This window comes from Enterococcus asini ATCC 700915 (assembly GCF_000407365.1).
GTDB classification, from domain to species: domain Bacteria; phylum Bacillota; class Bacilli; order Lactobacillales; family Enterococcaceae; genus Enterococcus_C; species Enterococcus_C asini.
Genome location: NZ_ASVU01000001.1, coordinates 681,173 through 705,071, shown reverse-complemented (window position 1 = coordinate 705,071; position 23,899 = coordinate 681,173). Strand labels below are relative to the sequence as shown.

At 45.5% G+C, this 23,899-nt stretch carries 17 protein-coding genes; 13 read left to right on the top strand and 4 right to left on the bottom strand.

What is annotated here, in order from left to right; all coding sequences use genetic code 11:
- Nucleotide 1: 1 nt before the first annotated feature.
- On the bottom strand, nt 2-961 hold the full coding sequence (locus tag I579_RS03400; RefSeq protein ID WP_010754974.1) for a biotin--[acetyl-CoA-carboxylase] ligase: 960 nt from the start codon (nt 959-961) through the stop codon (nt 2-4).
- A 140-nt stretch (nt 962-1,101) separates the two neighbouring features.
- On the opposite strand from I579_RS03400, the gene I579_RS03395 reads away from it, so the two are divergent.
- From I579_RS03395 to gap, 4 genes are all read left to right on the top strand, one after another.
- The gene (locus I579_RS03395) at nt 1,102-1,314 is read left to right on the top strand and encodes a zinc ribbon domain-containing protein (protein ID WP_010754973.1); all 213 of its coding nucleotides are present in this window, start codon (nt 1,102-1,104) and stop codon (nt 1,312-1,314) included.
- 400 nt (nt 1,315-1,714) lie between these two features.
- Nucleotides 1,715-5,350: a DNA-directed RNA polymerase subunit beta gene (gene rpoB / locus I579_RS03390; protein ID WP_010754972.1), complete on the top strand. Its 3,636-nt coding sequence runs from the start codon at nt 1,715-1,717 to the stop codon at nt 5,348-5,350.
- An 82-nt stretch (nt 5,351-5,432) separates the two neighbouring features.
- Nucleotides 5,433-9,083: a DNA-directed RNA polymerase subunit beta' gene (gene rpoC, locus I579_RS03385; RefSeq protein WP_010754971.1), complete on the top strand. Its 3,651-nt coding sequence runs from the start codon at nt 5,433-5,435 to the stop codon at nt 9,081-9,083.
- A gap of 197 nt (nt 9,084-9,280) precedes the next feature.
- Nucleotides 9,281-10,291 carry a type I glyceraldehyde-3-phosphate dehydrogenase gene (gap, locus tag I579_RS03380; RefSeq protein ID WP_010754970.1) on the top strand — a complete coding sequence of 337 codons (1,011 nt, stop codon included), beginning with the start codon at nt 9,281-9,283 and terminating at the stop codon, nt 10,289-10,291.
- Between the two features lie 80 nt (nt 10,292-10,371).
- On the opposite strand, the gene I579_RS03375 is transcribed toward gap, so the two are convergent.
- Both I579_RS03375 and I579_RS03370 read right to left on the bottom strand, forming a co-directional pair.
- Entirely contained in the window at nt 10,372-11,295 is a 924-nt protein-coding gene (locus I579_RS03375) for a pectinesterase family protein (RefSeq protein ID WP_010754969.1), read from the bottom strand.
- Between the two features lie 9 nt (nt 11,296-11,304).
- The gene (locus tag I579_RS03370) at nt 11,305-12,621 is read right to left on the bottom strand and encodes a glycoside hydrolase family 28 protein (RefSeq protein ID WP_010754968.1); all 1,317 of its coding nucleotides are present in this window, start codon (nt 12,619-12,621) and stop codon (nt 11,305-11,307) included.
- A gap of 494 nt (nt 12,622-13,115) precedes the next feature.
- Here I579_RS03370 and I579_RS03365 point away from each other — a divergent pair, with 494 nt between their 5' ends.
- From I579_RS03365 to I579_RS03340, 6 genes are all read left to right on the top strand, one after another.
- The gene (locus I579_RS03365) at nt 13,116-14,462 is read left to right on the top strand and encodes an ABC transporter substrate-binding protein (RefSeq protein ID WP_010754967.1); all 1,347 of its coding nucleotides are present in this window, start codon (nt 13,116-13,118) and stop codon (nt 14,460-14,462) included.
- Nucleotides 14,463-14,585: 123 nt separating this feature from the next.
- The gene (locus I579_RS03360; protein WP_010754966.1) at nt 14,586-15,467 is read left to right on the top strand and encodes a carbohydrate ABC transporter permease; all 882 of its coding nucleotides are present in this window, start codon (nt 14,586-14,588) and stop codon (nt 15,465-15,467) included.
- 12 nt (nt 15,468-15,479) lie between these two features.
- Entirely contained in the window at nt 15,480-16,337 is an 858-nt protein-coding gene (locus tag I579_RS03355) for a carbohydrate ABC transporter permease (protein ID WP_010754965.1), read from the top strand.
- Between the two features lie 5 nt (nt 16,338-16,342).
- Nucleotides 16,343-16,765 carry an RDD family protein gene (locus tag I579_RS03350; RefSeq protein WP_010754964.1) on the top strand — a complete coding sequence of 141 codons (423 nt, stop codon included), beginning with the start codon at nt 16,343-16,345 and terminating at the stop codon, nt 16,763-16,765.
- A 61-nt stretch (nt 16,766-16,826) separates the two neighbouring features.
- On the top strand, nt 16,827-17,996 hold the full coding sequence (locus I579_RS03345) for a glycoside hydrolase family 88/105 protein (protein ID WP_010754963.1): 1,170 nt from the start codon (nt 16,827-16,829) through the stop codon (nt 17,994-17,996).
- A 199-nt stretch (nt 17,997-18,195) separates the two neighbouring features.
- Entirely contained in the window at nt 18,196-19,080 is an 885-nt protein-coding gene (locus I579_RS03340; RefSeq protein WP_010754962.1) for a helix-turn-helix transcriptional regulator, read from the top strand.
- A 40-nt stretch (nt 19,081-19,120) separates the two neighbouring features.
- Here I579_RS03340 and I579_RS03335 read toward each other — a convergent pair whose 3' ends face one another.
- Nucleotides 19,121-20,125 (bottom strand): LacI family DNA-binding transcriptional regulator, encoded by a 1,005-nt coding sequence (locus I579_RS03335; protein WP_010754961.1) that lies wholly within the window; start codon nt 20,123-20,125, stop codon nt 19,121-19,123.
- Nucleotides 20,126-20,399: 274 nt separating this feature from the next.
- On the opposite strand from I579_RS03335, the gene I579_RS03330 reads away from it, so the two are divergent.
- The 3 genes from I579_RS03330 to I579_RS03320 all read left to right on the top strand — a co-directional run bounded on the left by I579_RS03330 (nt 20,400) and on the right by I579_RS03320 (nt 23,897).
- Nucleotides 20,400-21,668 carry a galactooligosaccharide ABC transporter substrate-binding protein GanS gene (locus I579_RS03330; RefSeq protein ID WP_016249772.1) on the top strand — a complete coding sequence of 423 codons (1,269 nt, stop codon included), beginning with the start codon at nt 20,400-20,402 and terminating at the stop codon, nt 21,666-21,668.
- An 81-nt stretch (nt 21,669-21,749) separates the two neighbouring features.
- Nucleotides 21,750-23,036, top strand: a complete 1,287-nt coding sequence (locus I579_RS03325) for a galactooligosaccharide ABC transporter permease GanP (protein ID WP_010754959.1) — start codon at nt 21,750-21,752, stop codon at nt 23,034-23,036.
- Nucleotides 23,037-23,039: 3 nt separating this feature from the next.
- A complete protein-coding gene (locus I579_RS03320) occupies nt 23,040-23,897 on the top strand; it encodes a galactooligosaccharide ABC transporter permease GanQ (protein ID WP_010754958.1) in 858 nt (285 codons plus the stop codon).
- The last annotated feature ends 2 nt before the right edge of the window (nt 23,898-23,899 follow it).

Below are 23,899 nucleotides of genomic sequence, written 5' to 3'. Positions count from 1 at the left end.
TTTATTCGATGCGTTCTAAGCTGATTTCGCCGGAGTGCAAAGTGATCGGACCGCTTTCGGTTGCGACCACTAGCTGCCCCTCATCGGTAATGGCTTGGGCAATGCCTTGGTAGTGTTGTTTTTGTAAGGTGAAGCTGACTTGTTTGCCCAAGACAAAGGAACGCTTGCGGTACTCTTCCAAGTAGCCCATGTCCGGTAGTGCGGCTTCCAGAGCAAAAAATTCTTCCCAGATTTTTTGAATCAATTGATTCCGCGTGATTTTAGGTTCGAAATCAGGAAATAAAGAGGTGGCCTTAACTTGCAATTCTGCTGGAAATGACGCTTGGGGGATAGCGAAGTTAATCCCCATCCCGATACTTACCGAGGTAATCGTGCCGGATTCAAAATTGCTAGTGGCTTCGGACAAGATGCCCACGATTTTTTTGCCTTTTAGGTAAATGTCGTTGACCCATTTAATCTCACAGTACTCGCCGGCGAGTGCTTCAATGGCCCGACAAACCGCTACGGCTGCCAAGAGAGTATATTGAGGGAGTTCCCCGAATGTTTTATTTGGTGCCAAAAGCAAGGTCATGTAAATCCCTTGCCCCTTGGGAGAGAAAAACGAGCGGCCAAAGCGTCCGTGACCGGCGTTTTGGGTCTCGGCGATCAGTAAGCGTGGGGTGCTCTCACCGGCAGCAAAAGCTAGCTTGGCATCTTTCATGGTTGACTCGGAGGAAGGCTTGATCTCGATAGCTAAATCGGCGGGTAAACCGGGGGCGATTTCGTTTGCCGCCAAAACATCCGAGGGCAGGTAGCGATAACCGCTGGGGGTATGTTCAAAGCGGTAGCCGGCTTTTTCCAGCTCACGAATGGCTTTCCAAACAGCCGTACGGGAGACTTCTAGGGCTTGGGCAAGCTTTTCACCGGAGTAGATTTCCGGGGAGGCTTTGACTAAGGCGAGTAGTTTTTCTTTTGTGGACATAGCGTTCCCTTTCTTCATGCGAATTTCTTCTATCTGTCTAGTTTAGTCTACTGCTTGTGCCAAGGCAACATTTCATTCTTTAGACGGATGTCGTGCTAAACTCTTTTTAGTATGCTAAACAAAAAAGAGGAGGAGTTATCATGGAAAAACGTCAATATGTCTGCGAAAAATGCGGCAATACTCACTACACGGAAGATCGGATTCAAACTACCGGGGGCAACTTTGCCAAAGTCTTTGATGTACAAAACAAAAAATTCATCACGATTTCTTGTACTCAGTGTGGCTACACAGAGCTGTACCGAGCCCAAACATCTTCTGGGATGAACGTGTTGGATTTCTTAATGGGCAACTAATTTTTAAAATAAGGATGTTTTGAAAAACAGGCGGGCTTTTTAAGCACGCCTGTTTGCTTTCAAGGGGAAGACCATGAAAAGGTAAAGAAAGCCTTAATGAATGAGGCTTTTCATGAAAAGAAACAAGAGATTTCATTGACAAATGGCCGCTGAGTCTATATAATTTAGAAGCAAAAACTATCTGATTGACACAAGGAAGCAGGAACGATCTATTGTCCGTTTCGGCTCTAGCATAAGAAACAAAAGTAGTAAGACGACAAAAAAGACTTACTCACTTTTGGTTTTTTTTGTGCCCAAAAGCCGCAAAAAATGCTTTTTGTTACAGAAACTTAATCTTTGTCAAAGTTTTGTAACGAAACTCGGATAGCCTTTTTGAAAGAAATTTTGAGGGGTGAAGAGCTTGGCTGGACACGTAGTAGCATACGGGAAACATCGCGAACGTAGAAGTTTCGCACGTATCAGTGAAGTATTGGAATTACCGAATTTGATTGAGATTCAAACAGACTCTTACCAATGGTTTTTAGATGAAGGCTTGCGGGAAATGTTTGAAGACATCTTGCCAATCGACGACTTTAACGGCAACCTATCTTTGGAATTCGTAGACTATGAACTAAAAGAACCAAAGTACACAGTGACAGAAGCTCGGGCACATGATGCCAACTATTCTGCACCATTACACGTGACTTTGCGCTTGACCAACCGGGAAACCGGGGAAATCAAAGCCCAAGAAGTATTCTTTGGGGACTTCCCATTGATGACCGAACAAGGGACCTTTATCATCAACGGGGCAGAACGGGTTATCGTATCCCAGTTGGTTCGTTCCCCTGGGGTTTACTTCCATGGCAAAGTGGACAAAAACGGCAAAGAAGGATTTGGTTCTACCGTAATCCCGAACCGTGGGGCTTGGTTGGAAATGGAAACCGACGCCAAAGACATCTCGTATGTCCGCATTGACCGGACTCGTAAAATCCCATTGACCGTCTTGGTGCGGGCATTAGGGTTTGGCTCCGATGATACGATTTTTGAAATCTTCGGGGAAAGCGAATCTTTGCGCAACACCATCGAAAAAGACTTGCACAAAAACGCCAGCGACTCTCGGGTTGAAGAAGGCTTGAAAGACGTTTACGAACGGTTGCGTCCAGGTGAACCAAAAACTGCGGACAGCTCTCGTAACTTGTTAAACGCGCGCTTCTTTGATCCAAAACGTTACGACTTGGCAAACGTAGGTCGTTACAAAGTCAACAAAAAACTCGATTTAAAAACGCGTTTATTGAATCTGACTTTGGCAGAAACTTTGGTAGATCCTGAAACCGGAGAAATCTTGGTGGAAAAAGGGACCGTGTTGAATCACCAAACCATGGAAACTTTAGGGGCTTACATCGACAATGGCTTGAACTCTGTTACCTACTATCCTTCTGAAGACGGTGTTGTAACGGAACCAATGACGGTTCAAGTGATCAAGGTCTTCTCACCAATGGACCCAGAACGGGAAATTAACGTTATCGGCAATGGCTATCCAGATTCATCTGTGAAAACCATTCGTCCGGCTGACATCATTGCATCCATGAGCTACTTCTTGAACTTGATGGAAGGCATTGGCAATGTGGATGATATCGACCACTTGGGGAACCGCCGGATTCGTTCTGTTGGGGAATTGTTGCAAAACCAATTCCGTATCGGTTTGGCTCGGATGGAACGGGTAGTTCGGGAACGGATGTCCATTCAAGACACCGAAACCTTGACACCACAACAATTAATCAACATTCGTCCAGTAGTGGCAAGTATCAAAGAATTCTTTGGTTCTTCCCAGTTGTCTCAGTTCATGGACCAAACCAATCCACTAGGGGAATTGACCCACAAACGTCGGCTATCTGCCTTAGGGCCTGGTGGTTTGACCCGGGACCGTGCCGGCTATGAAGTCCGGGACGTTCACTATTCTCACTATGGTCGGATGTGTCCAATTGAAACGCCAGAAGGTCCGAATATCGGGTTGATCAACAGTTTGGCGTCATACGCGAAAGTCAACAAGTATGGTTTTATCGAAACGCCATATCGTCGGGTTGACCGGGCAACTGGTCGAGTTACCGATACGATTGACTATTTGACTGCCGATATCGAAGACCATTACGTAGTGGCCCAAGCAAACAGCCCGTTGAACGAAGACGGTACATTTGCAGAACCATTGGTAATGGCTCGGGCAACTTCTGAAAATATCGAAGTTTCGATCGATAAGATTGATTACATGGACGTTTCTCCTAAACAAGTAGTAGCCGTGGCCACCGCTTGTATCCCGTTCTTGGAAAACGATGACTCCAACCGGGCCTTGATGGGTGCGAACATGCAGCGACAAGCTGTGCCGTTGATCAATCCTAAATCTCCTTGGGTTGGGACTGGGATGGAATTCAAATCCGCCCATGACTCAGGGGCTGCTCTCCTTTGTAAAAATGCTGGGGTAGTAGAATACGTAGATGCTGCAGAAGTACGGGTTCGTCGGGAAGACGGTGCTTTGGATGTCTATGCAGTGACGAAATTCCGTCGTTCTAACTCCGGAACAAGTTACAACCAACGCCCATTGGTAACTTTAGGCGAAAAAGTTGATAAAGGCGATACATTAGCCGATGGACCTTCCATGGAACAAGGGGAATTGGCATTGGGCCAAAACGTCTTGGTCGCATTCATGACTTGGGAAGGGTACAACTATGAAGATGCCATCATCATGAGCCGTCGTTTGGTGAAAGATGATGTCTATACCTCCGTGCATATTGAAGAATACGAATCAGAAGCACGGGATACAAAATTAGGACCTGAAGAAATCACCCGGGAAATTCCAAACGTCGGGGAAGATGCTTTGAAAGACTTGGACGAAATGGGGATTATCCGCATTGGTGCCGAAGTCAAAGACGGGGATCTGTTAGTCGGTAAAGTGACACCAAAAGGGGTTACGGAACTGTCTGCAGAAGAACGCTTGCTTCATGCTATCTTTGGTGAAAAAGCTCGGGAAGTCCGGGATACCTCCTTGCGCGTGCCTCACGGCGGTGGTGGGATTGTCCATGACGTGAAGATCTTTACCCGTGAAGCTGGGGATGAATTGTCTCCAGGTGTGAACATGTTAGTTCGTGTTTATATCGTCCAAAAACGGAAAATCCATGAAGGGGATAAAATGGCCGGCCGTCACGGGAACAAAGGGGTTGTCTCCCGGATTATGCCGGAAGAAGATATGCCTTTCTTGCCAGACGGCACACCAGTGGATATCATGTTGAATCCATTAGGGGTACCATCACGGATGAACATCGGACAAGTATTGGAACTCCACTTAGGGATGGCTGCTCGTCAGTTGGGTATCCACGTGGCAACACCAGTCTTTGATGGTGCTACCGATGAAGACGTATGGGCAACTGTAAAAGAAGCCGGCATGGCCTCTGATGCGAAAACAATCTTGTACGATGGCCGTACCGGGGAACCATTTGATGGCCGTATCTCCGTTGGGGTAATGTACATGATTAAATTGGCCCACATGGTCGATGATAAACTCCATGCCCGTTCGATTGGACCTTACTCCTTGGTTACACAACAACCATTGGGTGGGAAAGCTCAATTCGGTGGACAACGTTTCGGGGAAATGGAAGTATGGGCACTGGAAGCTTACGGTGCTGCTTATACCTTGCAAGAAATCTTGACTTACAAGTCTGACGATGTAGTCGGTCGGGTGAAAACCTACGAAGCAATCGTCAAAGGGGAACCAATTCCAAAACCTGGTGTACCAGAATCCTTCCGGGTATTGGTAAAAGAATTGCAATCCCTAGGTTTGGATATGCGGGTCTTGGATATTGACGATGAAGAAATCGAATTGCGGGATATGGATGATGATGATGATTTGATCACCATCGATGCCTTAGAGAAATTCGCTCAACAACGCCAATCTGCCCAAGACTTGGAACAACAAGCCAAGGAGCAAGAACAAGCTGAAAAAGAACAAGTCTTGGATGCCATTCAAGCGGTGGAAGACCGTCAAGATACGGACGGCGTCGTAGATTAACAGTAGTAAAAGCCGGGCAAGGGGCCTCCCTTGCCGGCGCTACTCTTGATCTGACCATGAAATGAAATGGAGGGAACCCCTTTTGATCGATGTAAATAAATTCGAAAGTATGCAAATAGGTCTGGCTTCTCCCGAAAAAATCAGAAGCTGGTCTTACGGGGAAGTTAAAAAACCGGAGACCATTAACTATCGGACATTAAAGCCTGAACGCGAAGGCTTGTTTGACGAGCGTATTTTCGGCCCTACCAAAGACTGGGAATGTGCCTGTGGGAAGTACAAACGGATCCGTTATAAAGGAATCGTCTGTGACCGTTGTGGCGTAGAAGTCACCCGGGCAAAAGTACGTCGGGAACGGATGGGTCATATTGAATTGGCTGCACCTGTTTCTCACATTTGGTATTTCAAAGGGATCCCATCTCGGATGGGTCTCGTCTTAGATATGAGTCCTCGGGCATTGGAAGAAGTGATTTACTTTGCTTCTTACGTTGTTATTGAACCAGGGGATACAAGTTTAGAGAAGAAACAACTGTTAACCGAACGGGAATACCGGGAAAAACGGGAACAGTATGGCAATACCTTTAATGCGGCCATGGGTGCCGAAGCGATTAAACAACTCTTAGATAACGTGGACTTGGAAGCAGAAGTTGCGGAATTAAAAGAAGAGTTGAAGACTGCCTCTGGTCAAAAACGGACTCGGGCAATTCGTCGCTTGGATATCATGGAAGCTTTCCGTAAATCAGGCAACCAACCTGGTTGGATGGTAATGGATGTCATTCCAGTCATTCCTCCAGATTTGCGTCCAATGGTTCAATTGGAAGGTGGCCGTTTTGCAACTAGTGACTTGAACGATTTGTATCGTCGGGTAATCAACCGGAACAACCGTTTGAAACGTCTCTTGGACTTGAATGCACCAAACATCATCGTCCAAAATGAAAAACGGATGTTGCAAGAAGCTGTGGATGCTTTGATCGACAATGGTCGTCGGGGCCGTCCAGTAACTGGTCCAGGAAATCGCCCATTGAAATCTCTTTCTCACATGTTGAAAGGGAAACAAGGTCGTTTCCGTCAAAACTTACTCGGAAAACGGGTTGACTACTCTGGTCGTTCCGTTATCGTCGTAGGACCATTCTTGAAGATGTATCAATGTGGGTTGCCAAAAGAAATGGCAATCGAACTCTTCAAACCTTTCGTAATGAAAGAATTGGTTCAAAGAGAACTCGCTTCAAACATCAAGAACGCCAAACGGAAAATCGAACGGATGGAAGACGAAGTTTGGGATGTCTTAGAAGATGTTATCAAAGAACACCCAGTTCTTTTGAACCGGGCACCTACGCTTCACCGTTTAGGGATCCAAGCCTTTGAACCAGTCTTGGTAGAAGGCCGCGCGATTCGTTTGCACCCATTGGTTTGTGAAGCCTACAATGCCGATTTCGATGGGGACCAAATGGCGGTTCACGTACCGTTGAACGAAGAAGCACAAGCCGAAGCCCGGATGTTGATGCTAGCAGCACAAAACATCTTGAATCCAAAAGATGGTAAACCAGTTGTTACCCCATCTCAAGATATGGTCCTGGGGAACTACTACTTGACCATGGAAGAAGATGGCCGTGAAGGCGAAGGTATGTTGTTTAGAGATATGGATGAAGCCGTAACCGCATGGCGCAATGGCTATGTTCACTTGCACTCACGGATTGCAGTAGATCCTAAGAAATTAGGGGACAAACCATTTACCGAAGAACAACGCTCGAAATTAATGGTGACGACCGTGGGGAAAGTCATCTTTAACTCAATTATGCCTCAAGAATTCCCTTACTTGAATGAACCAACAGACTTCAACTTGACTGTCCAAACACCAGACAAGTACTTTGTTGAAGCAGGTACGGATATTCCAGCTTTCATCAAAGAACAAGAATTGGTAGGACCATTCAAGAAGAAAAACCTAGGAAATATCATTGCGGAAGTCTTCAAACGTTTCAAAGTAACGGAAACTTCAATGATGCTTGACCGGATGAAAGACTTAGGTTACAAACACTCCACTCATGCCGGGATTACCGTAGGGATTGCCGATATCATGGTACTTAGTGAAAAACATGACATCATCGAAAATGCCCACAAACAAGTGGATACTATTACGAAACAATTCCGTCGTGGTTTGATTACCGACGACGAACGGTATGAACGAGTTATTGCTGTCTGGAACGCTGCCAAGGATGAAATCCAACAAAAATTGATGGAATCCTTAGATGCGAAAAACCCAATCTTCATGATGTCCGATTCCGGTGCCCGGGGTAATATTTCCAACTTTACTCAGCTTGCTGGGATGCGTGGTTTGATGGCCGCGCCAAATGGCCGCATCATGGAATTGCCAATCATCTCTAACTTCCGTGAAGGCTTGTCCGTCTTGGAAATGTTTATCTCCACTCACGGGGCTCGTAAAGGGATGACCGATACCGCCTTGAAGACCGCCGATTCCGGTTACTTGACTCGTCGTTTAGTTGACGTAGCCCAAGACGTAATCATTCGGGAAGAAGATTGTGGTACGGACCGTGGTTTGGAAATTGCTGCCATTAAAGAAGGCAACGAAAATATTGAATCACTGGAAGAACGGTTGGTTGGGCGTTATACTCATAAATCCGTGATGCATCCAGAAACCGGTGAAGTCATCATTGGCAAAGATCAATTGATTACGGAAGATTTGGCGAAACAAATCGTAGCCGCTGGCATCGAAACAGTTTCCATTCGATCCGTCTTCACATGTAATACGAAACACGGCGTATGTAAACACTGCTACGGCCGTAACTTGGCAACTGGTAACGAAGTTGAAGTTGGGGAAGCAGTCGGAACGATCGCTGCCCAATCCATCGGGGAACCAGGGACTCAGTTGACCATGCGTACTTTCCATACCGGGGGGGTTGCCGGGGACGATATTACCCAAGGGCTTCCTCGTGTCCAAGAAATCTTCGAAGCACGGAATCCGAAAGGGCAAGCAGTCATTACCGAAGTTACCGGTGAAGTCATCGATATCTCTGAAGATGCTGCTACCCGTAGCAAAGAAGTAACCATTAAAGGGAAGACCGATACGCGGACGTATACCGTACCGTTCACCGCTCGTATGAAAGTGGCGGAAGGAGACTACATCCACCGAGGGGCTCCTTTGACAGAAGGGTCCATCGATCCAAAACAATTGCTTCAAGTACGGGATGTCTTGTCCGTAGAAAACTACTTGCTTCGTGAAGTTCAACGTGTTTACCGGATGCAAGGGGTAGAAATCGGCGACAAACATATCGAAGTAATGGTTCGTCAAATGTTGCGTAAAGTTCGAGTAATGGATCCAGGTGATTCCGAAATCTTGCCAGGAACCTTGTTGGACATCGCTGACTTTAAAGACCGCAACTACGATACTTTGGTTGCTGGTGGCGTACCGGCTACTTCTCGCCCAGTCCTTTTGGGGATTACCAAAGCTTCCTTGGAAACCAACAGCTTCCTATCTGCGGCTTCCTTCCAAGAAACCACTCGGGTCTTGACCGATGCGGCAATCCGCGGCAAGAAAGATCCACTCCTTGGTTTGAAGGAAAATGTTATCATCGGGAAGATCATTCCTGCTGGTACTGGGATGGCTCATTACCGGAACATGGAACCAAAAGAAGTCACTGTGGCTAGCGAAAATGTCTATAGCATCTCCGACATTGAAGCACAAATGGCAGCAGAAGACGCATTGAACGAACAAAACTAAGTCATTCAATTTGAAAAGCTCGCTCCTCTTGTAGGGGCGAGCTTTTTTTTGCGTTTCTAAAGGAATTTTGAAGGTGATAGTCAAAGAAGGGGACTTGCTGAGAATTCCTTCACAATACATATCTTTTGACTTTCTCGTCTAGGAATCGCAAAATAGTGAGTGTAATGGTTCCATACTTTAAAGGAGGTCAACAATTTATGACAGTAAAAGTAGGTATCAACGGTTTTGGACGGATTGGACGTTTGGCATTCCGTCGTATTCAAGAAGTTTCTGACGATATTGAAGTAGTGGCAATCAATGATTTGACTAGTCCTACCATGTTGGCACAATTATTACAATTCGACTCTACTCATGGTACATATCCTGGTACCGTAACAGCTACCGAAGATTCTATCGTAGTAGACGGCGAAGTGACTCGGGTTTATGCAGAACCAGATGCAAGCAAGATTCCTTGGGTGAAAGAAAACGGTGTGGACATCGTTTTGGAATGTACTGGTTTTTACACTTCTGAAGAAAAAGCTCAAGCTCACTTGGATGCTGGGGTAAAACGAGTAGTAATCTCCGCACCAGCTGGGGCAATGAAGACCATCGTGTACAACGTGAACGACGACACTTTGGATGCCAATGACCAGATTATTTCCGCTGGTTCTTGTACTACAAACTGCTTAGCACCAATGGCATACTTCTTGAACAATGAATTCGGGATTGAAGTCGGAACGATGACGACTGTTCACGCGTATACTTCTACTCAAATGTTGTTAGATGGCCCAGTTCGTGGCGGTAACTTGCGGGCTGCTCGTTCTGCTGCAGACAATACAATTCCTCACTCCACTGGGGCAGCTAAAGCAATCGGCTTGGTTATTCCAGAATTGAACGGCAAATTGCAAGGTCACGCACAACGGGTACCAGTGGTTGATGGTTCCTTGACTGAATTGGTTTCCATCTTGAAAACCAAAGTTACTGCTGATCAAGTTAACGAAGCAATCAAGAAACATACCGTGGACAACCCATCCTTTGGCTATGACGATCGGGAAATTGTTTCCGGGGATGTCATCGGTACTACTCAAGGTTCAATCTTTGACCCAACACAAACGGAAGTTACCACAGCCGGGGATTACCAATTGGTTAAAACCGTTGCTTGGTACGACAATGAATACGGCTTTACTTGCCAAATGATTCGTTTGTTGGAAAAATTTGCAAACTTGTAAGTCTCAATAAAGTCCTTATGAAGATCAAAAAAGACGCGCAACTCTTCTTGAGTTGCGCGTCTTTTGCTATCTTAGGTTAATCAGTCGTTACTTTCCGCTGTAGTAATCCAATCAGGACGCAGGGTAGTCGTATCCGGCGTACTGTCAATTTCCCGGTAATCCGTGGTAGTCTCGTTAGCCGGATTGTCCCAGTTGTCCCAACCACAAGGCGCGATATGATCTCCCAGGCGACAGTGTTTGAAAGTAGTCTTGGCAAAGGGGCGCCAAGGTCGCCCTAAAAAGACGTTGGTGACGCCATCATCGGCAGTTAAATAACAATTGTGAAATTCAAATCCGGTTTCTTGGCCTTCTGGGGTGGAGGCGGCGGTGATGTAACCTTGCTCGCTGGCCCGGCTGTGAATCTGGCAATGATCGAACCAAGCCTCGGCGCCTCCAAAGATAAAGTCGATGGTCCCGGAGATATAGCAGTTGCGATAAATCTGACAAGAATAGCTGATTTCCTTTTCAATCGGGGAAACAAAAGGAGTTCCGTCTTTTTGAAAAGGAGGTAAAGGTCCTGTGCACAAAGTATCTTGGTAGCCAAGCAAGCGACAGTTGGTCACCGTGGCATTACTGGCGTTGTTAAATAACGCTACTGCTTGTCCCGCTTGCTTGCCTGGACCAGCCGTATTTTCAATGGTCAGGTTGGTGAGCCGGACATTTTCCCCTTCGATAAAGCAGGTTGCCGTGCGAAAAGTTCCTCGCTCCTCGCCGCTCGGTAAGACTTCCAATGCACCGTGTCCGGCGGTGAGCCGCACGGAGCCCACGCCGGTAATGGTCACATTGGACAAGCGAGAAATCACTTGTCCGTGGTATTCCCCATCTAGGATGAAAATGGTTTTGGACAGCTCCTCGGGCAAGGTAGCCAGTGCATCAATCCCTTGTTGCAGGTCGCTAAAGTCACACTCTGGGGTTTGGCCTACGAGGATATCGGGTTTTTGATTGTTGCTATGTGGACTTGCCATACCGGTTTCCTACTTTCTCAAGATTTGTTCTTCGGTTAAAGGGACGTCGTCTGTTTGACAACGGCTAAATTCGATTTCTTGGGTATCTTCCAAAGTAAAGGCCGGCCCCTCCAAGTTTGCTAGACTGACTTGGTGGAAGCTGATTCCTTGGGCGAATCCTAGGATAAAACCGCGATTGTTCATGTGTTCGATCCCGGTCATCATGGCAGGAACCCCACCTTTAGAGTTTTCTGCCATGGAGATGGCGATATTATCAAAGGTGATTTCCGAGATGAAGCGTTCTGCCAGGCCATAGATAAAACCAGCCGCTCCTTGGACGTTTCTGGCAGTGATATTACTAAAGTGAATCCGCCGGAAATCCGGAGTGCGCTCATCGATCGGGTAAGCTCTCTTCTCCCAAACATAAGGCTCTTTGCCCCCGGGACCACAGAAATAGTAGAGGTTCATGATGAAAGGACAGATGACTTTGTCCATGACGATATTGGTCACCCGGATGTCTTCCACGGTCCCCCCACGACCGCGACGTGATTTCAAGCGAATCCCTCGGTCGGTCTCCTGAAAGACACAGTTGCTAATGGTTACGTTGCGAATATCCCCGCTCATTTCGCTACCAAGAACCACGCCTCCATGGCCATGCACCATGGTGCAGTTGGTAATGGTGAGATTTTCGCAGCTGACCCGCTCTTTAGTGCCTTCCGTGCCGGCTTTTACGGCGATGCAGTCGTCGCCTACATCGATATGACAGTTGCTAATGCGGACGTTTTTACAAGACTCTGGATCGATGCCGTCTGTATTTGGAGAGTCCGCCGGGTTTTTAATTTTAAGAGAATCGATGGTGATATTTTCACTTAATAAAGGATGAATCGTCCAACTTGGGGAATTCAAGCAACGGAAATCCCGTAAAGTGACATTTTCACAACGTTGGAAACTCACCAAAGTCGGCCGGGGATATGCCAAGTCTTCCGGATGATTGCGAAACAGGTGCCACCAGTCCGCCCCATTGCCTTCTAAAGTTCCAAAACCGGTAACGGCGATATTTTCCGCATCTTCTGCGTAGATACAAGCAGCATAGACTTCTTGTTTCACGCCTTCCCAGCGAGCGGTAATCACTTGGTAATCGGCAGGATCCGTAGAAAAAGACAAAACGCTACCGGCGGATAAATGCAATTCCACATTTGAACGCAGACGCAAGCCCCCGGTTAAGAAGCGACCACTGGGCACGACGACTTGTCCGCCTCCTTGGGCAAAACACTCGTCGATCGCTTGTTGAATAGCGCCTGTTGCCAGACCTGTTTCTGTTGCTCCGTAACTTGTAATGTTAAACATAATAACTAGTCCTTTCTATTTTATAATGTTCACGTGTGCGCGGAAGTTGATATAGCAACGATTCCACACGTTATTGAAATTGGTTCTTGTTATATAATAATGTTATTTTTAACGCTTCCCACCATAAAAAATGGAATAGTTTTCACTGCTAGTGTGCCTTAATTTTGAAAAGGTGTCAATACGAAATGGTTCAAAAAAGGCTTGATTTACTCAAAGGTAAATTTGAAACCGGTTGCTTGTGAATAAGGATACTTAAAGTAGAATGTACATATAAAAGGTTTTTTAAGATAAAAACATTGGTGAATTTGCACTTTATTGACTTAAAAGTGAATCCGAGAACAAAAGTCAATATAGTATAAAAATGCTGAATTTTTGAAACCTAATTGTCCATACTGTGAAGATTTATTGAATTTTGAAAAGGATGTTGTATATTGTAGGCAAGCGCATACAGGTTATGCGAAAAAAATAAGAGATTGTTTATTGGAGGTATTTTAATGAAAATGAAGAAAATGGCACAGTTGTTCACTGTTGGGTTAGTGTCTTCTGCTTTGCTTGCGGGTTGTGGATCCGGTTCGGGGGACAAAACTGACACAAGCACCGCAGCCAAAGAATTACCGACAGAAGATGTAACAATCAAATTTGCCTGGTGGGGCGCGGATAACCGTCATGAAGCAATGAAAAAAGTCGTTGACCTCTATGAAAAAGAAAATCCAAATGTCACAATCGATGTGGAATACGGCGCTTGGGATGGTTGGCAAGCGAAAACATTGACGCAGCTTTCTGGGAAAACGGAAGCCGACGTAATGCAAGTTAACTACAACTGGCTCTTCTCTTATGGGAAAGGCAAAAACGTCTTTTATGATTTGAACAAAGTGAAAAACTTCTTGGATTTAGACAATTGGGACGAAAAATACTTAGAAGCCATGCAAGTAGATGGGGAGCAAGCAGCGGTACCGCACGGGATGACCGGCCGGGTGCCAATGTACAACGAACAATTGTACAAAGACAACGGCTTAGAATTACCTACTACTTATGATGATTTATTGGAAGCAGGGAAAGTCATCGGCAAAGACAACACGGCTACTGGTGCAAACAACAAATACGCATTCGTGAACATGGGGAAAGTTTCCAAAGACTTGTTTATCGGTCAAATGCTCTTCAATGCCACTGGCAAAGTGATGCAAACAGATGGGAAAGTCAACTACACTGCGGAACAAGTCCAAGCAGTCTTGGAACAATACAAAGCTTTTGAAGACGCTGGCGCAATGCCAACCTTCGCACAAGACGGTTCCATCGAAACCAATGCAAACCCTGAATGGGTCAATGGTCAAGTAGGCGGTCTTTACGAATGGGCGAACTCTTTAGCACAATGGGCTGAGTCATTTAAAGGTGGCGAAGCGAAAGATGAATTGACAGTGGGCGCTTACTTGGAAGCAGAAGAAGGTACGAAACCAAATGTTTACGTGAAACCAAACTTCGGTTATGCCATCTCTCGTAACTCTAAGAACCCTGAAGTAGCAGCAGACTTCATTAACTTCTTGTTTACCAACGAAGAAGCCGTGAAAGAAACTGGCGACTCTCTAGGGATTTCTAGTAATAAAGTTACCTTAGATTTGCAAGAAAAGAACAACTTGCTTGAAGGTGTGGTAAAAGACGGTTACGCAATGTTGGATCAATACGAACAAACCGTAATGGACCCATACTTTGAAGATGAAAACGTACGGAACGAACGCTACACTGTTTTGGAAGCATTCCGGACTGGCAAACTTGATGCCAAGGAAGCAGCAGAACAATATATCTCCAAACAACAAGCTGCACTAGATAAATACTATACAGAGTAAACACTTGGGAAACAGGAGCGAGGCCCTGGGCTTTCGCTCCTTACCTCCCTTTAAAAAAGTAGGTTGCTAACCCGCCGCTCAGGTAGTTTTCAATCGAACGAAGATGAGGAGTTGTATCACCCAATGAAAAAAAAGAAAAACTATGTGATGTACCTGATGCTCTTGCCATGGTTGATCGGTTTTGTCGTTTTTAAAGTCTATCCGATCATTGCATCATTTTTCTATAGTCTGCAAGAGTATCCAATCTTAGGCGATCCTGAGTTTGTCGGGCTACAAAATTACATCGAAATATTTACGAAGGATGAGACGTTTCGTGCTTCACTTGTAGCGACATTGAAATACGTACTTATTGGAACGCCAGCCGTGATTGTGGTCTCATTCGTCGTCGCTGCAATTTTAAACTTTAAGCTAAAAGGGGTTAACTTCTTCCGGACAGCTTACTACATTCCTTCGATTTTAGGGGGGAACGTAGCGGTATCCATTCTGTGGACGATGCTCTTTGATGTCAATGGCCCAGTGAATACCATCTTAAGTGTCTTCACATTTGGTGGCGATGTGGCCATCAACTGGACCAAAGATCCAAGCTTTGCCATCTTTACGTTGATTATCTTGAAAACTTGGCAATTTGGTTCCACCATGTTGATTTTCTTGTCCGCCTTGCAAGGGGTCTCCAAATCCGTGTACGAAGCAGCGGAAATGGATGGTGCTAGCAAAGTGCGCCAGTTAGTCAGCATTACGATTCCAATCATTACACCGGTAATCTTGTTTAACGCTGTGAACGTCTTAGTGAAAGCCTTCCAAGAATTTAACTCTGCTTACTTGATTACCAAAGGGGGACCGAATAAGTCCACCTACTTCTTGAACTTGTACATTTACGATCAGGCCTTCCAAAACGGGAACTACGGTTTTGCCAGTGCCTTGACCTGGATTTTATTGGCCATTATTGGCGTCTTCACAATTATTATTTTCCGTAGCTCAAATCACTGGGTTTACTATAACGATTAGGAGGAAATGTAGATGGAAATGAGTAAGTCACGACGCAGAATTAATGAAATTATCCGCTACACTTTGTTAATCGTTGTAGGGATTATCTTGATCTATCCATTGCTGTGGATGGTAGGTTCGGCATTTAAACAGAACCGGGACATCTTTGGCACTTTGAATATCTTCCCGCCAAATGGTCGGGTGGTAACCACAAACTTTGCAGATGCTTGGCAGATTACCAGTGAACACACGATTTGGTATTACTTTGCCAATACGTTGAAATTCTTGGTTCCGAAAACTATCGCTACTTTGCTTTCATGTACATTGACTGCTTATGTAGTCGCGCGTAAGTCCTTTAAAGGGAAGAAATTTGTCTTTGGGGCAGTTATCGTAACCTTGCTAATGCCGGAATTGGCTTTCCGGATTCCATTGTACTTATTGTATCGGGAAGTTGGTTTGTTGGACACTTACGCAAGCTTGTACATCTCAGACATCTTTGCTAGTTCTTCCTTCTTTATCTTCATGATCATCCAATTTATGCGGACGATCCCGCGGGAGTTGGACGAAGCGGCGGTTATGGATGGTTGTAATGACTTCCAGATTCTTTGGAAAATCATCGTACCAGTTATCAAACCAATTTTGATTACGGTCTGCCTACTGTGCTTCATGTGGGGGATGAACGACTTCCAAGGACCATTGATTTATTTAAACAGTGCCGACAAGACGGTGCTATCCGTTATCTTGAAACAGCAACTAGATGGAGAAGCCATGGTCAACTACGGGCGGGTCTTTGCCGCTTCCGTGTTAGGTTTGTTACCGATGATCGCCTTGTTCTTCTCGGGTTCTCGTTACTTTGTTGATGGCGTTGCTAGCACTGGTGGTAAGGAGTAAGGAATATGGAAAACACCAAAAAAGTACAAGTCTCAATGATTGTTCAACGAGTCTTTGCGCAATTAATTGATTTTCTCTTAGGTATTTTGCTCTTGTTTGCCATCTTTGGCTTACTGATGCCACTTCTGGCAAAGGTTGTACCCAGTGATGTGATTCGAGGTGTGCTGGGATTAGGATTGTTTGTCTTTGGCTATTACGCTTTGCAGTATCCATTTATGCAAAACGGCCAGACCATTGGCAAAGGGTTTTATCATTTGAAAATCGTATCCACGGATGAAATTCGCAAGGACGTACCGGTAGCAGTGGTCGTCCAACGAGAAATCTTGTGCAAGTTGATGAGCTGTTTCTTTATCTGTGTGCCGGTCTTCTTCGGAAAAGCCGGGGGACATGAAGAAGCAACCCACACGAAATTGGTCCATTCCAAATAAAAATGAAGGGCTGTGCTTTTTGAGCGTGGCCCTTTTTATCTGAAAGTAGGGAGAAGGTTAGATGAATCAAACACAACAGGGTCAAAAGTTGGCACAAATTCGGACCTATCTCGATGAGTTGATGGAACGCTCCACACCGAGTCAACCCGTCTGGAACCAAGAAGCAGTCTTGGAAAACAAGCCACCGCAATGGAGTTACATCGACGGCTGTATGCTCATGGCGGTGCAAAAGCTCTATGAACTCACAGGGGAGCAAGCATACTTCGATTTCTTAGAGAACTTTATCGACTTTTACATCAATGAAGAAGGCGAAATTCTAGGCTACGACTATGAAGCCATGAACTCCGATTCGATTAATGAAGGCAAAGTCTTGTTCTTCTTGTACCAACACACAAACAAAGAAAAATACCGGAAAGCACTGGATCGCCTGTATCAACAAGTGCGTCATCAACCAAAGACGCCTGCCGGTAGCTTCTGGCACAAGGCGATTTATCCGAATCAAGTCTGGTTGGATGGGTTATACATGGTACAACCTTTCTATACCGCTTACGAATTGGCTTGGAACGAAGGGCAACAGTTACCAGAAATCATGTTGCAGTTTGCCAATGTGCAAAAACACATGAAAGACGACAAAACCGGCTTGCTGTACCACGCTTTCGACGAGTCGAAAAAAGCCTTCTGGGCCAATCCAGAAACCGGCTGTAGCGCCTCATTTTGGAGTCGTTCGTTGGGATGGTACGCCATGGCCTTAATTGACACGATTGAACTATTGCCACAAGTTTCTCCGGAAAAAGCGGTCTTAACGGAATACTTGGTGGAATTAGTTGCGGCCTTGGTGCCTTATCAAGAAGCAACAACTGGACTGTTCTATCAAGTGACAGACCAAGGAAGCCGGGCGGGGAATTACTTGGAAACTAGTGGCAGCTGTGCCATTGCTTACACGTTCTTAAAAGGAGCACGCTTAAATCTTTTGCCAACGGAATTTACCCAGCGAGGACAGCGTTTATTGGAAAACATCGTGGCTGAAAAACTAACTCACGACAATGACCAGTGGCGCTTGAAAGACATCTGTCTGGTGGCCGGTGTCGGGGGGATGAATGGCAAAGGGGACTATGAAAAACGTGATGGAACCTATGCTTACTACATCTCCGAACCGAAAGTCGACAATGACGCCAAAGGAATTGGCCCCTTGGTGTACGCTTACTGCGAATACGTGAAAAGCCAAAACTAGCCAATAGATACGTGTGAAATGAAGGAACCGTCTGATTCTGTCAGGCGGTTTTTTAGCGGTTGTGGCAGTTGCTTCTAGCGGGGATGCTGAACTAGTCAGAATTGGTCTATTCCTAATTAGGAGAAAAGGAGTTCCTTTTTCTTGGAGAAAATGCGGTTTTTAGGTGGTATAATGGAAGGTAGCGAAAGGAAGTGAGTCTATGCGTCACTTGGTTTATAGTGAGATGATGAATGGTCTAATCATCGAGCGGTGTACCCGAGATCAGGAATACAATATGATCAAGCACTGGCATCCAGAAGTGGAGTTTCAATTTTTTATTCGCGGGAAGCGGAAGTTCTTCGTGGACAACGAAAACTATGTTTGTTCGGAAGGCAGTCTTATCGTCATCGATTCCGAGCAGGTTCACAATACCTATTCTCACAAGGAACTCTTCCACGAGCGCATCTTGCTCTCCTTTGAAAAAGACAAGTTTGAACAGATTCTTTCGGCCATGGGCTTAGATCTCAATCACTTTTTCCTCCATCATCGAGGCTTGATCCAGATTCCCGAAGAAGATCGGGAATACGTGGAAAATCTGCTAGGGGATATTGCCGAAGAAGTCCATAAGAAACAACCGAATTATCAGCTAGTGGTTCACTTGCGCTTGGCGGAGTTTTTGATTTATTTGGAACGCATGCAACACAAGGGGAAAAAGGAACGGCAAAGTGGGGGTACCCATAGTCACGAACTGAACCAGACCGTCAACCAGGTTACTAGCTACATTCGGGCTCATTACAAAGAAGTGCATTCTTTAGACGAACTAGCTCAGGCCTTTTATTTGAACAAAAGCTATTTGAGCCGGATTTTCAAGAAAGCCACGGGTTATACCGTTACCGAGTACATCAATATTTACCGCATTCAAGAATCGCAAAAACTGCTAGAGGATACCGACATGTCCATTGCCGACGTGGCGCAAGCGGTGGGCTACGAAAACATGACCTATTACAATCGGGTCTTTAAAAAGTATGTGGAGACCTCTCCTTTGCAGTATCGGAAAAAACAGATTGCGTATAAGCAAGGCTTGCGAGAGAAGAATTATAATTAAAAAAGACTGCATCCCGCTTTTGGGAATGCAGTCTTTTTGTCTAGGCTTCGTCTTTAGGAATGAAACTCTTACGAATAATCAATTCGGAGCCTAACAGCACAGATTTGGTGATTTTACGAGGGTTGGTAAGTTGATCGGTAAGCAAGTAGATGGCGGTTTTGATCATCTCGGTGACATCGATGTCGTAGGTGGTCAAAGGCGGGGCCACATACTGGGCAATCTCATCGTTGTTAATGCTGATGATGGCCATGTCTTTCGGCAATTTCACGCCATACTCACTAAAGGCTTGCAAAGCGCCAATGGCCAGTGTATCCGAAGCAATCAAGCAAGCTTCCGGCAAGACAGGCAAGGTTTTGTACATCTCACTGGCTAGTTGGTAGCCTTCGTCGATACTGAAAAGCCCCTCGGTGAAGATGTACTTATCTTGTAAGAGGCCGTGGCGGCTCATAACTTCCCGGAAAGTCTTTTCCCGATTGTCCATTTCGTCTTGGCCGGTGACCGGATTGTGGTAGCGACCGCCGATAAAGCCGATTTCCGTAAACCCTTCTGCGATAAAACGCTCCACAGCATCTTGGGTGATGCTGTTGGTATCCGGGCGCACGGTGTCAAAAAGAGCAGGGCACGGATTTAATTCCAATAACACCCCTTTGAGATTCATCTGGTGAAGGGTGCTTAGCTCTTCTCTTGTGAGCTCGCCCACGCCGATAAAACCGGCGCAACCGCGGGCAGCTGTAAATAATTCGGCCCGCTCCGTAACAAAGTGCAGTTCCATATTGGCGACTTTGCCGTAATCTTTAAGGGCATTTTGCACCTTGGTGAAATACACATCTTGAATCACCTGAGGGCGACTTAAGAAGAAGGGTACGACGATTTTATACAGGGTTGTTTTTATTTTTGAACGATCATAGCCCATTGTTAAGGCGGTGGTGATGATCTTTTGCTTTGTCTCTGGCGTGATGGATAAGGATTCGTCGCCTTTAAAGAGGCGGGAGATGGTGGCTTGGGAGTAGCCGGAGACTTTCGAGATTTCTTTAATTGTGACCACAAGAACTCCTCCTAACGGTTGTCTTCCTCATTATAGGTCAAGTAAAGAATAAAGTAAATCTATTTACTTATTTCTGTTATAGTTATTTTCCTGGATGACTAGAAAAAGGTGAATACTCCCTGGTATTCGCTCGTAAGAATGGCTACTAACCGACTAATCTTCAAAAAATAGTGGGAAATACCAAAAAAAATCTAGTAAATGTATTTACAAATTAAGTAAAATAATTTATTATAAGAAATGTAGAGAGCGTTTACAAAAGAAAGGGCGATAAGAGATGAAAAAAAGAATGGCATTAGTTGGTTTAGGGATTGCTTTATTTTCATTAGCGGCTTGTGGGCCTAAAGGGAATACCACGGAGTCCGGGGATACGGCAGGGAAATCAAATAAAGACTACGATTTGCTTGTTTGGGAAGACCAATCGAAGGCAGACGGAATCGCGGATGCCGTAGCGGCCTTTGAAAAAGAACACGATGTCACCATTAAAGTCGTGGAAAAAGCCTATGCCCAACAAATTGAAAACTTGCGACTAGATGGCCCGGCTGGTACCGGTGCTGATGTCATCACGATTCCCGGGGACCAAATCGGAACTTCGGTAACGGAAGGTCTGTTGAAAGAATTGGATGTGGACCAAGCGACACAAGACATTTATACAGAGTCCGCTATGCAATCACAAATCGTGGATGGCAAAGTTTATGGTTTGCCAAAAGCAGTGGAAACGCAAATTCTCTTCTATAATAAAGACTTGATTCAGGAAAGTGAATTGCCTAAAACTTTAGGCGAGTGGCTGACCTATTCGAAAAAGATTACCGACAATGAAAAAGACAAATACGGTTTGATTTCTACATTGGACCAAATCTATTACGCGGAAGGCATCATGTCAGGTTATGGTGGCTACATCTTCGGTCAAAATGATGACGGCAGCTACAATCCAGACGATTTAGGAATCGACAATGCTGGTTCCATCGAAGGGGCCAATGTAATTAAAAAATTCTACGATGAAAGGGTGCTACCTTCTGGTTTAGTCGGGGAACAAGGAACCAACGTATTGGATTCATTGTTCACAGAGGGCAAAGCAGCAGCAGTTATTTCCGGTCCTTGGAGCTTGAGCCCGTATAAAGAAGCCGGCATCGATTACGGCGTAGCGGAATTGCCAATGCTAGACAATGGCAAACACATGGGTTCCTTTATCGGCGTGAAGAGCTACAATGTCAGCAGCTACTCGAAGAACGGTGACTTGGCCGAAGAATTTGTCGAATTCATCACCAATGAAGAAAATTCGAAACGACGTTATGAAGTGACGGCGGAAGTGCCAGCAGTGGCAGCACTAGCCGAAGACGAAGCGGTAACGGCCAGTGAAGGGGCAGCGGCGATTGCGGCTCAATCCCAATACGCGGTCTTAACACCAGGCATCACTGAAATGAACTCTGTTTGGGAACCGGTGGATGGAGCATTGCAAACCATCGCCACTGGGAAAGCCACTCCGGAAACTGCATTACCGGAAGCCGCGGCCCAAATCAAGTCTGCAATTGCTGCGACCAAGTAACACGTCTGTCGCTGTGGAAGGAAGAAGGGCTGGGCTGACAACACGTCTCCCGGCCCTTTCGTAAAAGAGGAGCGAAAGCAAATGGAAACAATGAGTCAATCAACGAATCAAAAACAGCGAGGAAGAAAAGCGGCCCTCTTCTCCCTGATTCCTGGACTGGGCCAGTTTTACAATCGCCAGTATGCCAAAGGTGGTTTGTTCTTATTCTTCTTTGTGGCATATATACTGGTTTTTAAAGACCTTTTCAACATGGGCTTGTGGGGCATCGTCACGTTAGGGGTTGAGGTTCCCCGGGATAATTCGATTTTTCTTTTGGCGGAAGGCTTGATTGCTTTAATCGTCATTGCATTTGGTATTTTCTTTTATTATTTGAATCTGCGAGACGCCTATAAAACCGGAGAATTAATCGGTATGGGACAAAAACCCCACACAATCAAGCAGTCTTATCAAGCATTGCTTGCGGAAGGCTATCCTTACTTAATCAGTAGCCCGGCATTTTTGTTATTGGTTTTCTCCGTGATTTTCCCGATTTTGTTCAGTGTAGCCTTGGCCTTTACCAACTATGACTTGTATCATTCGGCACCGGCAAATCTGGCAGACTGGGTTGGTTTAGAAACCTTCGCCAAAATCTTTACCGTGGACATTTGGCGCAGTACCTTCTTTGGGGTGATGGGCTGGACGGTAGTTTGGACATTAGTGGCGTCCACTTTGCAAGTTGCTATTGGGGTCTTTTTGGCCATCGTAGTACATCAAAAAGAATTGCGCTTTAAAAAATTCTTCCGCACCATTTTAGTTTTACCTTGGGCGGTTCCGGGCTTTGTCACCATCTTGATCTTCGCCGGACTCTTTAATGACAGCTTTGGAGCGGTGAACAATGTTATTTTGGATTTCTTCCGGATTTCCCCGATTCCTTGGTTAAACGATGCCAACTGGACTCGCTTGGCTCTATTAATCATCCAAGGTTGGCTAGGGTTTCCTTACATCTTTATCGTGACTACGGGAACCTTACAGTCGATTCCTGCTGACTTGTACGAAGCGGCGACCATCGACGGGGCATCCGTGATTCAGAAGTTCAAAAACATCACCTTGCCTTTGGTACTGTACTCCATGGCACCAATCATCATCACCCAATACACCTTTAACTTTAACAACTTTAATATCATCTACTTGTTCAATGCCGGTGGACCGGCTGTGCCCGGATCGACTGCTGGTGGGACGGACATTTTGGTCTCTTGGATTTACAAATTGACCATGCAAAACAGCCAATACGCCTTGGCAGCAGCCTTGACGATTCTCTTGTCCATCTTTGTAATCGCCATTGCCCTGTGGCAGTTTAGACGCACGAATTCATTCAAGGAGGAGGTCTAATCCATGGAAAAAACAGCGAGCATTAAAAGTCAACGACGCCTACGCATGACTTTGACCTACCTACTTTTGATTGCCATGGTGGTCATTATTGTCTATCCCTTACTATGGACGATTGGCGCGAGTTTCAATCCCGGCAATAGCTTGGTATCCACCAGTTTGATTCCGAAAAATCCGACGCTAGCTCACTACCAACGACTGTTTGCAGGAGAAGGCACGTTGCTTTACGGCCAATGGTATCTTAATTCCTTGAAAATTAGTTTCTTCACTATGATTCTAACCTTGGTTTCGGTGTCTTTCACCGCCTATGCTTTTTCCCGATTCCGCTTTACCGGTCGGAAAAATGGCCTTTTACTTTTCTTGTTGTTGCAGATGATTCCCCAATTTTCCGCTTTGATTGCCATCTTCGTCTTGGCTCAACTATTGGGTATGATCAATAGTCACTGGTTGCTGATTTTGATCTATGTTGGGGGCCAGATTCCCATGAACACCTACTTATTAAAAGGGTATTTTGATTCGATTCCCTTGGACTTAGATGAAAGTGCCAAACTAGACGGTGCTAGCAATACCCGGGTGTTCTGGCAGATTTTGATGCCTTTAGCGCGACCTATGTTAGCGGTAGTTGCCATGAACGGCTTTACCGGGCCACTAGGTGACTTCGCTTTGTCTTCTGTTTTATTGCGGAATCCAGAGTATTACACCTTACCCATTGGTTTGTACAAATTAGTCACCGATAAAATGGGGGCAAGTTACACGACCTTTGCAGCCGGGGCGATTTTAATCAGTATCCCGATTGCTGTAGTCTTTGTCTTATTGCAAAAGAACTTTGTCAGCGGCTTAACCGCTGGGGGAACGAAAGGATAGAC